The organism is Sphingobacterium ginsenosidimutans, assembly GCF_039536865.1.
GTDB classification, from domain to species: domain Bacteria; phylum Bacteroidota; class Bacteroidia; order Sphingobacteriales; family Sphingobacteriaceae; genus Sphingobacterium; species Sphingobacterium detergens.
Map to the genome: position 1 here is coordinate 61,373 of NZ_BAAAZK010000009.1, position 12,347 is coordinate 73,719.

The 12,347-nt window shown below is 39.0% G+C and carries 10 protein-coding genes and 2 tRNA genes; 4 read left to right on the forward strand and 8 right to left on the reverse strand.

From position 1 onward, the window contains the following. The first annotated feature begins 49 nt into the window (after positions 1–49). Positions 50–856 carry a proline and serine-rich protein 1 family protein gene (locus tag ABFX33_RS23650; protein ID WP_346088670.1) on the forward strand — a complete coding sequence of 269 codons (807 nt, stop codon included), beginning with the start codon at positions 50–52 and terminating at the stop codon, positions 854–856. A gap of 154 nt (positions 857–1,010) precedes the next feature. Here ABFX33_RS23650 and ABFX33_RS23655 read toward each other — a convergent pair whose 3' ends face one another. The 5 genes from ABFX33_RS23655 to ABFX33_RS23670 form a co-directional block, all read right to left on the reverse strand. Next, positions 1,011–2,441 carry an NAD-dependent succinate-semialdehyde dehydrogenase gene (locus ABFX33_RS23655; protein ID WP_346088672.1) on the reverse strand — a complete coding sequence of 477 codons (1,431 nt, stop codon included), beginning with the start codon at positions 2,439–2,441 and terminating at the stop codon, positions 1,011–1,013. Positions 2,442–2,609: 168 nt separating this feature from the next. Continuing rightward, positions 2,610–3,044 (reverse strand): thiol-disulfide oxidoreductase DCC family protein, encoded by a 435-nt coding sequence (locus ABFX33_RS26780; protein ID WP_428835662.1) that lies wholly within the window; start codon positions 3,042–3,044, stop codon positions 2,610–2,612. A gap of 215 nt (positions 3,045–3,259) precedes the next feature. Beyond that, positions 3,260–4,474, reverse strand: a complete 1,215-nt coding sequence (locus ABFX33_RS23660) for a bifunctional 3,4-dihydroxy-2-butanone-4-phosphate synthase/GTP cyclohydrolase II (RefSeq protein WP_346088674.1) — start codon at positions 4,472–4,474, stop codon at positions 3,260–3,262. 72 nt (positions 4,475–4,546) lie between these two features. Then, positions 4,547–6,031 carry an LptF/LptG family permease gene (locus tag ABFX33_RS23665; RefSeq protein ID WP_346088676.1) on the reverse strand — a complete coding sequence of 495 codons (1,485 nt, stop codon included), beginning with the start codon at positions 6,029–6,031 and terminating at the stop codon, positions 4,547–4,549. Between the two features lie 101 nt (positions 6,032–6,132). Continuing rightward, a complete protein-coding gene (locus ABFX33_RS23670; protein WP_120262237.1) occupies positions 6,133–6,510 on the reverse strand; it encodes an START-like domain-containing protein in 378 nt (125 codons plus the stop codon). A 65-nt stretch (positions 6,511–6,575) separates the two neighbouring features. Here ABFX33_RS23670 and ABFX33_RS23675 point away from each other — a divergent pair. The 3 genes from ABFX33_RS23675 (at position 6,576) to ABFX33_RS23685 (ending at position 9,276) form a co-directional block, all read left to right on the forward strand. Further along, positions 6,576–6,649: transfer RNA gene (locus ABFX33_RS23675), tRNA-Met, on the forward strand. Positions 6,650–6,941: 292 nt separating this feature from the next. Beyond that, positions 6,942–7,015 (forward strand) — tRNA-Met (locus tag ABFX33_RS23680). A 344-nt stretch (positions 7,016–7,359) separates the two neighbouring features. Beyond that, on the forward strand, positions 7,360–9,276 hold the full coding sequence (locus ABFX33_RS23685; RefSeq protein ID WP_346088678.1) for a peptide-N-glycosidase F-related protein: 1,917 nt from the start codon (positions 7,360–7,362) through the stop codon (positions 9,274–9,276). Positions 9,277–9,329: 53 nt separating this feature from the next. Here the strand turns inward: ABFX33_RS23685 and ABFX33_RS23690 are convergent, their stop codons facing one another. The 3 genes from ABFX33_RS23690 to ABFX33_RS23700 form a co-directional block, all read right to left on the reverse strand. Further along, positions 9,330–11,009 (reverse strand): hypothetical protein, encoded by a 1,680-nt coding sequence (locus ABFX33_RS23690; RefSeq protein WP_346088679.1) that lies wholly within the window; start codon positions 11,007–11,009, stop codon positions 9,330–9,332. A 1-nt stretch (position 11,010) separates the two neighbouring features. Next, a complete protein-coding gene (locus tag ABFX33_RS23695) occupies positions 11,011–11,787 on the reverse strand; it encodes an ABC transporter ATP-binding protein (RefSeq protein WP_257087435.1) in 777 nt (258 codons plus the stop codon). 112 nt (positions 11,788–11,899) lie between these two features. Beyond that, positions 11,900–12,289, reverse strand: coding sequence for a hypothetical protein (locus ABFX33_RS23700; RefSeq protein WP_346088681.1), 390 nt, complete (start codon positions 12,287–12,289; stop codon positions 11,900–11,902). Positions 12,290–12,347: the final 58 nt, after the last annotated feature.

Consider the following 12,347-nt stretch of genomic DNA (forward strand, 5'->3'; position numbering starts at 1 on the left):
AATCCTTTTCTATTCTCGTTAGTCGAACGATTATAAATTGAAAAGGAATATGTACAAGAGACTTTTGACTGTGATCATGTTGCTTGCTATCGCAACTGGAGGATTTGCCCAACGTTATAGAACTTATGGCGGAACATTAAATATCTATTCGGCCGATGTTCCCTTCTTTCTTTATATCAATAATGTTTTGTACAATAATAGACCGTTGATTGACCTTCATGTACCAAATTTGCAAAACCCGAGGTATAATCTCCGTATCGTATTCGCAAATAGGCGGCAGAGAACTTTAAATGGGAGGGGTGTGCAGCTCGTCGACCAAAATGGTCAATATATGAATGTTGTGTTTTCCGTAAGCAGCCGTGGCGGAAATAGAGGTATTGTTCTGGAATCGATGAATCCTGTTGGTCGCTATAATGATAATTATCGCAATGGCGACAACTATAATAATGGTGATTATAATGAAGACAGGTACGATCGGGGTCAACAACAAGACGAGCGATATGGCCGGTCTGAGAATGATAGAAGTAATAATCAACAAAATCAGGACGATCCGATCGACAATACTGGTTATCAGGATAAAAATGAAGCTAACCAATTGAATGATCTGCTCAATCAAAAAGAAAATGATCAGGACCGCTTGCAAGTGGCGGCTCAAGAGCTGAAAAATAGGCGATTGCGCAGTTCCGAAATCATAGATCTCATGGAGCTATTTATCAGGGACGATAATAAATTGGCTTTTGCTAAATATGCCTATCCAAGCTGTATAGACAAAGAGAATTATGATAAAGTAGTCGATGCACTATCTTTTAGTTCCACTCGGGAAAAATTGACAGCATTTATTAAGACGCAGCGTTAGTTACAGTTGAAATTTATCTTTTGGTTTCATTGCCAAGAAAGAGTGATTAAGAATAAGAATTACCTGTATAAATAGGCTATTTGTGTCATACCAACGATGGTTGTATAGTGCAAATAGCCTATTTCAGTAAAATGTAACCTCAGCTATATCGTATCTATTCCGCGAAACAGATATACTTCAATTCCATGTATTCATCGAGTCCATGTTTTGATCCTTCACGACCGACGCCAGATTGTTTTACCCCACCAAAAGGAGCTGTAGCATTCGATATTAATCCTGTGTTAACACCTACCATACCTGCCTCAAGTTGTTCCGCCACACGAAAGCAGCGATTGATATTGGTACTGTAGAAATAGGAGGCAAGGCCAAATTCGGTGTGATTGGCCATGGCTATACCATCTTCTTCTGTTTTGAAACTAAACAATGCGCAAACTGGGCCAAAAGTTTCTTCGTGAAATATCAGTGCCTCTTTAGGGATATTGGTAAGGACTGTAGGTTGGAAAAACAGACCTTTGATCACATGTCCACCAGCGGCCAATTCTGCCCCGTGATTCAAAGCATCTTGAACATGATGCTGTACTTTTTCTAAACCTTTGGCATTGATCAATGGCCCTACCTGAACACCTTTGTCGAGTCCATTGCCCACCTTTAATTGACCCACAGCACGGGCTAATTTTGTAGCGAATTCGTCGTAGACGTCTTCTTGGACTAAGAAGCGGTTGATAGAAACGCAAGTTTGTCCGGAGTTTCGGAACTTACCAGCAATAGCACCTTCCACTGCGGCGTCAATATCTGCGTCACTAAATACAAGGAATGGAGCATTTCCGCCGAGTTCCATGGAGACTTTCTTAATGTTTGAGGCTGATTGTTCGATCAACGTCCTACCGACCTCAGTAGAGCCTGTAAAAGAAATTTTACGGACAAGATCATTTGTGGCAAGTTCCTTTCCGATACCAGCACTATCCTTTCCGGTAATGACATTAAAGACTCCTTTTGGCAGACCTGCTTCTTCGGCGAGTTTGACCAATGCGATTGCGGATAAAGGTGTTTGGGATGCGGGTTTGAGGACTACCGTACAGCCCGCTACAAGCGCCGGAGCGACCTTTCGGGTGATCATGGCCAAAGGGAAATTCCAGGGCGTAATTGCCGCAACGACCCCGACACCTTGTCGGATTGTCATCATTCTTACCCCTTTTTTCTGAGCGGGAATCGTTTCCCCATAGGCTCTCTTACCCTCCTCGGCAAACCATTCAACAAATGAATTCCCGTAATCTACTTCTACTTTCGACTCATTGAGCGGTTTTCCACTCTCAAGTGTCATAATTTCAGCAAGTAGGTCTTTATTTTGTTGAATGAGATTGTACCAATTGCGAACAATAAGACATCGTTCCGAAATTGTTGTATTTTTCCAGCTTTTCCAGGCTTTGTCAGCCGCTTGTATGGCTTTTGTACAATCTGTAACTTTCAGATCGGGTAAAGCTGCAATTGTTTTTCCAGTGGCGGGGTTGACAACATCAAATGTGTTTTTTGATGTGATAAATTTTCCGTTTATATAGGCTCTGTCAATTAAAAGTGGATTTTTCATTGGAATTATTATTTTTTGTTTTTTACAAGCCATTGCTGCTGTTTGTGACCTGTATTTATTTATACTTGCTGATATATTACCTTGGATTATTTGGTACATCAGCTGCTTTTGGAACAATATTCTATCGCCTATTGTTTCGCAAACAAGCAATTTTACGGGAAACTTTGCTTAGACGAATTTTTTCCGTTGCTGTTCGTTGGGAACTGCGCAATACTTATTTGTTCCAAACCATTTGTAGCGATTTTTTGCAAAATAGTCGTAGCCCAAGTCCCGCCACTTTTTTGGTAGTATTTTGAGAAAATAGACGATTGAATAGGGAAGACCCAATGTTTTGCAGATATTCAATATGGCTTCACTCTTTATATAAGTACCGCTAGGAGATATATAAACAATAGAATCTATATTTTTTGGAATAGAGTGTAAATTATTTTTAGCGAAGTCAGACTGTAAGGAACTAAATAGAAGCCTATTATTTGAGTCTATTTTCAATAGGATTTGAACAAAACGATTACAAACTAAGCAATCACCGTCAAAAAAGATGATATGTTTCCCTTGCGTATTCATTAATATAAAGTTACTTCTATTTACTGAAAGAACTGCCATGATAACATCACATCTTTTATAAAACCTTCATGCTTTCACGAGCATCGACAGCAATGAAAATCTATTGAAGTTTTTTTCTGGCCAATAAACCGAGCATAGTGAGTTCATTGATACCCTTAGCGAAAAATACGAATCAATAAAAAATAGAAACTTTCATAAAAAAAGCGGTGTTTCTATGAAAAACACCGCTTCTGAAATATTCTTTTTGATCTTTATTACAAGTTCTTCATAATGGTATGTCCCATACGATCCCTTTTTGTTCGTAAATATTCCTCGTTGTAGGGGTTCGCGGTGATTTCAATAGGAACGTTTTCTACGATTTCCAGCCCATAGCCGACCAATCCTGCACGTTTTGTTGGGTTATTGGACATCAAACGCATTTTTGTTACCCCTAGATTTCTAAGGATTTGTGCACCAACACCATAGTCTCTCAAATCAGCTTTAAATCCAAGTTGGGCATTGGCATCAACGGTATCCAAACCATTCTCTTGTAATTTGTAAGCGTGCAATTTATTGATCAGTCCAATACCACGGCCTTCCTGATTCATATAGACAATCACACCTTTTCCTTCGTTTTGGATCATCTCCATCGCTTTATGAAGCTGAGGTCCACAATCACAACGGCAAGATCCAAAAATATCACCGGTCACACAGGAGCTATGTACACGAACAAGAATAGGTTCATCTTCATTCCACTCACCTTTATAAAGGGCAAGATGTTGTTCACCAGTATCTTTTTGAGTAAAGGCTTTCATTTGAAAATCACCATATTGTGTAGGCATATTGACAGTCACCTCTTCATTAATCAATGAATCGTGTTTTAAACGGTATTCAATAAGGTCCTCAATACTGATGATTTTTAAATCAAATTTTTTGGCTACTTCCATTAATTCTGGTAGTCTAGCCATTTCACCATCTTCTTTTAAGATCTCGACCAATACACCTGCTGGTTCAAAACCTGCCAGACGAGCAAGGTCAACAGTTGCTTCGGTATGTCCTGTACGACGTAGTACACCACCATCTTTAGCAATCAATGGAAAGATATGACCAGGTCTACCCAACTCTTCGTAGTGAATATTTGGGTCTATCATTGCCTTGATCGTCTTTGAACGATCAGAAGCAGAGATCCCTGTTGTACAACCGTATCCTTGTAAGTCAATAGAAACGGTAAAATTAGTTTCATAGACCGCTGTATTTTGCCCCACCATCAGGTCAAGATGCAAAGCATCTGCTCTTTCCTTGGTGATAGGAGCACATACCAAACCCCGGCCATGAGTTGCCATAAAGTTGATAATTTCGGGAGTTGCGTTGCGGGCTGCGGTGATAAAATCACCTTCATTTTCACGATCTTCGTCATCTACGACGATAACTACTTTTCCTGCTTGTATATCAGCGATCGCTTCTTCGATCGTGTTTAATTTGAATTCCATTTAATTGTTATATTGTATTGATACAAAGTTAGTGTAGAATCTAATTTTATTTATAATGGCGTTGTCACAAATCTAATGTGACTCCTTTAATTTATTCTTTTTACCAAATTTCTCTTTGATCCATTTCCAGGCCGCTTCTGCTTTTAATTTGTACTGATCAATATCAAACAAAGCCGAATCTGTAGTCGATTTATAGGTTAAAAATGCAGCAAGGGGAGCTAATATGATAATAGCCATCCACATACCTACAGCCGAAGATATAGCACCATCTTTAGCCGTTTTTTCCGACACTGTAGAGATGATATGATAGATTAAGAAAAAGATAATGGCCATAACGACCGGGAGTCCGAGACCTCCCTTTCTAATAATGGCACCTAAAGGCGCTCCAATGGCAAATAGCAGTAGACAAGATACGGCCAATGTGAACTTTCTATGCCATTCAATGCGATAACGTATATCTTTTGTTTTGTAATCTTTAAATTCAAGGGTGCGGCTGTTGAGATCCTCTTTTAAATAGTTTAGCTGGCTCAGGGCATTCATGGTGATCTGTGTCCGTTGTTCAGGAGGTACAAGATCCGCTACTAAATCTTTATAAGGTTTGATCTTCGCTTCTTTTACCTTTGGCAGGCCAGGTTGATTTGCACTGAAATACTTCGAATAGATATTATAGCGCGTATCAAGAGTTCTTGTAATTGCTTTACCCATACTGTCGATTTTAATATGGTTGGAGTCAATGTACATATCCAGTTGCCTAAGATTTAACATCGCATGATGGCTCTTGAAAAGACTTTCATCTGTTTTACCTTGTTGAAAGCTACCCATGTCGAACTTCTGTTCTGTTTCCTTAAACTTAAATCGTGTAAATTGCTGACGTGGATCGTAAGTTTTCGAGTTCTTTGTGCGCGACTCTTCATAGCGTATACCGTCCTTCAATTTGAGGATCATATAACTATTGTCCGGTGAGTTATAAATGTACCCTTCTTTTGCCATTAGCACATTGTTGGCTGTATTACCACCTCGATGATCATAGATCATTAAGTCATAGAGAATCGTTCCTTCCTTATTTTTGCCTCTTGCACGAATGGAGTATCCTGGAATCGTATTGTTGAAAATGCCGGGTTTGATCAGAAAGTCAGCCTTTTTATTCCGTACATCTGTCAGCAAGGTGCCCATTTTTAGGTTGACCACTGGTAAAATGTAATCGGAAAATAGAAAGGAACTCGTAGCAAAAATTGCCACAAGTATAAATAGAGGAGTCATGGCTTTGCGTAAAGATACGCCTGCTGCTTTGATGGCCACAAGCTCATAGCTTTCCCCCAAGTTTCCAAAGGTCATAATGGAAGACAATAACATGGATAAGGGCATCGCCATTTGAATTTGAACAATGCATTGATACCCAATAAGCTCCATAATGGTGTACCATTCAAATCCTTTTCCGATCAAATCATCGATGTATTTAAATAGGAAAAGCATCAATAACACAAACATCACAATAAAAAATGTGACAATGAATGGTTTAATGAAAGCTTGAAGAATAAGTAAATGAACCTTTTTCATCCGTGACGCTAAGCAAATTGATGCCTTTACATTAAAGCATCTTCCAGCCAAGGAGCTCTTTTAGAGCCCTTGGTGAAAATATATTGCAAAGATAGGTTTTTTTATGCACCTATAACACTTTGAAGATAGACGATTGAATTTTTCCAGATTAATTTTCTGTTTTCCAAGTCCTCTTCTTTAGCAAAATCTATAATTTTAAGTGCGACGTCGTTTGTCAGCTCATCTTGATCGATCTCTAGATCAAAGAAATAAGGATCATCATCGAGCCACTTAAAACGCACTGATTTGTTTTCTTTTGATGCAACGATTTTTGCGCGATGCGGTTCATCGTCCCAAATGAAGGTGTAAACAGTGTCTTTGTAGTTTACATCGTCTGCAAACCATTGTGCCAGTTCGTTTGGTTCTTGCAAATACGGAAATAAAATTCTAGGTGAAGAGTTGATGATATATTCTAGTTGGAATTTTATTTTATCTGCCATAAAAATGTTTTTTTAAATTTTAGTTTGTTTAAATCAAAAATAAGCTATATTTGCATTCCCAAAATGGCGGGGTAGCTCAGATGGTTAGAGCGTTGGATTCATAACCCAAAGGTCGGCAGTTCGATTCTGCTCCCCGCTACAAATCTCTTCCCATTTTGCTTTTTATTGCATAAACTTATTATTTGTAATAATACATATTTATTTTGTTATTGCAAGTTTTTTTGTGAAAAGTTGGAGGCTTTTTCGCAAATATTTGAAATTAAAATCGTCCAAATCTTATCCCGAATTTTTTCTTAACGGAAACGCTATTTTACTTCGTTAAGAATGAGTTTGTTGTGTGTTATAATGATTTTTGAATAGGATAAATCGCTAAAAAAAATAAAAAAATCTTTTGAATTGACAGGCGAAGTGGTATATTTGCATACCGAAACGGCGGGGTGGCTCAGATGGTTAGAGCGCAGGATTCATAACCCTGAGGTCGGCAGTTCGATCCTGCTCCCCGCTACTATAAAAAGGAAAGTCTAATACAGATTTTCCTTTTTTTTGAACCATTTTTGAAATAACCTTAGATTAGCACAGCATTTTTTGGGAATTTTCTTTAAGAGTGTCTCTTGTTTAGGCTCTAACACTTGGGTACTAAAGGATCCGCTGGATTACGTGTTAGTGATCTGATGTTATACAATGCGATTTCACCCTAAAGGTTGCCTAGCAATGACCATATGTTGGCGATCAAGCTTTGTTTTGTAACACAATTCCCACGTATATCACGCCTGATGCATCCTGATGATAGGTTGTGACATTAAATTCATGTATATTTATGCGGTTTCTTACCTATTATTTTTTACTATAATGAATTTCAGACCTATTCTTATTCTAGTGTGGCTTATCATCGGTTATCATGCTATTGCGCAAAAGAAAGCAATAAGCCATGTTGTCACGCACAACCGTACTACTATTATTTGTGATGCTGCTAAGGGTGAAAATCCTTATCCAGCATGGGGGGTATTTCCCAAGGCCGAATACCCCGTAAGAAAAATAACCATGCATGTCACTTTGGGAAGTCCTGATAGCTTAAACACTGCACATTGGGATTATCTGGATCATATCGTGTTGAGACGCAAAGGAGGAGCGAAAGGAAAGGCGCTGAATTATGAATTGGGCCGGATGCTTACCCCTTATGGGAGTATTTACAACAAAGGGTGGAACTGGAAATGGCAGGTGGATGTGACTGACTTTGCTCCTTTTTTGCGAGATAGCGTTGAGATTGTATATGTACACTCGGGTTTTGAGGATAAAACAGTCGGTTGGGCACTTAGCATAGATTTCGAAATTCTATCAGGACCTCCAGTTGTTACACCTCTTGGTATAACACCTTTGTGGAATAAGGGCTATAAATATGGCGATCCCAACGAGAAGATAGAGGAGAATTTATTGCCGGTAACTTACGAATCGCTTGGGCAAGCAGCCTTAAGCCGTATACGTATTCAGCATACAGGACATGGTATGGACAAACCTCGTGGTTGCAGTGAGTTTTGTACACGATGGCGTGAACTCATGCTCGACGGAAAGGTCGTTGACCTGCGGGATATGTGGAAAAAGTGTGGCGATAACCCTTTATACCCGCAAGGCGGGACATGGATCTTTGACCGGGCGTATTGGTGTCCCGGTGATCTGCAGCAACCTGATGTAATCGATATATTCACAAAGCCGGGCCAGCATACTGCAGCACTGCGAATGGAACCCTATACTGCTTCAAGCAATATACAGGCGGTTGAAAATATCTCAGCTTACTTGTTTCATTATTCGAAACCCAAGCAAAAAATAGATGCAGCCGTTGAATCTATTATGGTACCAAACGACGAGCAACGTTTTTCGAGATTAAACCCAGCCAGTTCTGGCCCACGGATATCTTTCAGAAACCTCGGGGCAGATCCGTTGCATTCGCTTACAATTGTGTATGGAACTAAGGGATTTCCTGCTAAAACATTTCATTGGAAGGGAAATCTTTCTTTTAATCAAGTGGCAGATGTATTGCTACCAGGGGAAATTCAGGAAAAAGATGGTGAAAATGTCTTTCATGTGGCGCTTATCAAACCGAATGGTAAGAAAGATGCATGGTCAGAAGACAATGAAATGGACGTTGTTTTTACAGCACCAGAGAAATTTCCCAATGAATTTGTTGTGAAATTTCTTACAAATAAAGCACCTCAAGACAATAGTATTTCTTTAATAAATGCTCAGCAGGATACCGTTTTCCAAAAGAAGGCAGCACAGTTGACTGCGCTCACGCTTTATACTGATACGATACGCCTTGCTGCAGGCAATTACTCCTTTCGCCTAATAGATACCGCTGGAAATGGACTACAGTTTTGGGCACAACCCGAAAACGGAGATGGTTATCTTCGCATCTTCGACCTGAAAGGAAACCTTATTCATGCATTTGAAAGTGATTGTGGAGTGGGTGAAATGTTTAGTTTTAAGGCTGTTCCGGGATTTGAAATGGATACAACAAAGGCTCAATATGCATTCTCCCTGTATCCAAGATCGGTGGTTGACCAAACGCAGTTAAATGTGGTATCCAATAAGCAGAGCGATATGACCGTGCGGATAAAGGTTGACGGTGTGCTATGGCAAAAGCATGAATATAAAGCTGTTAAGAATGCAATATTCAACTATGATCTTAATCATCTTCCTAAAGGAAGGATAATTGTAGAAGCTTTTATGGATGGTATCAGTCAGTTTAAAGGACGGATCAATAAAAAGTAGTCGTGAAATACACAGGCCCCATTTTCTGGAGCCTGTGTATTCATGGTAATTTCTTAATTATCATCAAAGGCCAGGCTTTTCCAATCCTCTTTTTGTAAATATTTGAGCATGATAAAAAACAATATCCAGCCGAGTACTGCCAGCCCCCAAATCAATAGTTCATACTGAAAGATAACTTTATGAAGATAGCCCAAAAGTCCGAGTAAACCTAAGATCAATAAGTTGACCAGTGCTTTGGAACTGGATTGACTCGCTTTGGAAAAAGGGTAGTTTTTTACGAGAAAGAGCATGATCAAGATACTTTCTATTCCGCCAACAGCCGACGAAAGCAATAAGTCATTTATGGAGCTGATACCGAATAGAGGAACACAAATGCAAAGAAATAGAACATTAAATGGTAGTACGTATTTAATAAGACATGCTTTAAGTACACCGGTCATAAATTGTCCCGGACGATCTATTGGCGTGACATAATAGATCCAAGCGGCCTTATATTTATTGCTCTGTGTGATCAGCTGAAATACAGTCAATATGGTTAGTAGTGAGAGGTAAAACATAACAATATATAAGCCAGATTCCCCTAACTTAACCAGTTTTTCTCTTGTCGGCAAGCCTTCACCAGTCCGTAAAAATAGAAATACAAAATAGATGGGTAAATAGGCCAAAGAGGGGTAAAGCTGCTGCTTAAATTCCCTTGTTTTTGAACTTATAAGCCATACAATACTAAACCCAGCCTCTTCAAGAGGAGATGAGCACAGCTTTGTTCCTAATTTTTTATATAAAGGGCGTTTTGTGAGGTTTTGCGAAATCACTTTTGTTGATTCAGGTAAAGGTGCATCTGCACTGGCTAGAGCGGCTATTTTTGCGTTAAAACCCCTAGAAAACAACTGTGTACAAGCATAGATCCCAAAGAGCGGAACAGCTATACCCAAAACAGAAAATAGGATGATCTGTAGACTATGGTCACCCAAAAGCAGAGATTGAAAAGAAGCAATCCAGGTACTGGGAAATAACCAAAGGAATTTGAGCTGTTCAATGGTCAATTGAGACTCAACGATTGTTTGAATCAGATTGGGGCCAAGGTAATAGGCTAAAAAAATGATCATTGAAAGCCCAATTTGTAGATAGGTAATAATGTCTTTAAATTTTTGGATGGGTAGATATTTGATGCTTATTAGATAGAAGCCGTTGACGAATACCAATGCTACAAGTGTGCTTAATAGCAGTTGTACAACCAGTAGAAAAATGGCGATAATATCCCAGTTGAAGAACACATAGATTAAAAGTGGCAAGCATAATGCAATGACCTGATTGAAAAGTTTAATGGCAATAAATGTTATTCGCGATAATGCTATCGTTCGATCGTTGACCGGCTTGGGCATAATGATGTATTGATCCCTGGTATCCAAAAGTATGGGCGAAAAGTCCGACACTAATGTAATGCTCAGCATGCTGATAAAACAAAGTAGCATAATTGAAAGAGCTAAGTAGCGATCCGGAATTAGAATTAGAATAACCATGAACATCAAACCAATGATCATATACAAGATAAACTGTATAATAGAGGACGAAGAGGAAGACTTTCCTGTATTCCGTTTCTTAAATGTGATTGGCTTTCTGTTATCTAGGGTAACTTTAGTCTCTAAAATAATTTTAAACTGTGCAAAGTTTACTCCCAAATTTTCCCATACTCCCCTAAATAGAAGAATAAATCGTAAGATATATCTTTCCATATTATTGAATAGCGGTGATGATGTCAGATGCATCCAATGCATCGTTGTCGGTATTGGTTAATTTTGCAAATATGTGCTCAAGTGATTCGTTGGGATTTGACTTCAATTCGTCAATCGTTCCATCCGCAATAATACTCCCCTGACTGATCAGGAGGATTCGATCGGATACTTTTTCAACGACATCCATCATGTGTGAGCAGTAAAAAATAGTCTTACCTTCTTTGGCGAGTAATGATATGAGTTCCTTCACGAAGATTACCGCATTGGCATCTAGCCCAGACAGGGGCTCATCCAGGATGATGATCTGCGGATTATGGATAATACCGGATATAAGGAGCACCTTCTGACGCATACCTTTGGAAAAGGTATCCATTCTATTATTTGCATTTACGGCTAGACCGAATGCGCTTAATAATTTGAGGGAACGTTCCTGGATCGTATGATCCTCCATACCATATAATTTTCCGACAAAATCGAGATATTCCATTGGGGTCAATACTTCGTAAAGTTCCGCATTTTCAGGAACATACCCGAGTTGAGATTTTATGGAAAGGGGATCCTTTTGAATATCGATACCATTGATCTCAACTTTACCGGTGAAATCTTCAATCAATCCGGTCAATATTTTGACCGTGGTAGACTTTCCTGCACCATTGGGACCTATATAGCCAATGACCTGACCTGGAAATATATCCAGATTGATTCCCTTTAAAATTTCTTTTGTTCCGTATGATTTTCTTAGGTCAATGATACGAATGAGCGGCAACAAACCTTCCATATATTTAAATCTTCTAACGTAAACTTACATAAAAATATAGAGTTGCGGGCTTTATTTATTCAGAAAAAAGGAGTCCTAAGACTCCTTTCAAAACTATTTTATAATTGGAAAACTACCTGTCATTTTTTGGATATCCTTCTTCATCAAGATCATCTCTGAGATCTTCTTCATTTTGGGCCAGCTTTTTATCTAAAGGGGATAGTCGATTGTGCTTGAAACTTTCGATTCGCATATGTGCATCCTCTAACTCATCTTCCTCTAAATTTTCACGATCAGCGTATTCATCTCCGACAAAAGGATTTGAATTATCATAAGTAGAGTCATCATCTATTGCACCTTCGGATAGTGTGTCATAATTTGCCGGATGATCGTAATCGGGATCATTATCGTCCACATCCAGCTCATAACTGTCCATATCTTTGTTATAAGCTAGATTTTGCTCCGAATCAGAGTAGTCAGCTTCGACTTTTCCCTTCGTCTTTTTGTCTTCCGTGCTAGCCATAATCCTATGATTTATCTTCAATAATACAACAGGCAGCAGCGTGAAAAGTTTTAAAAAA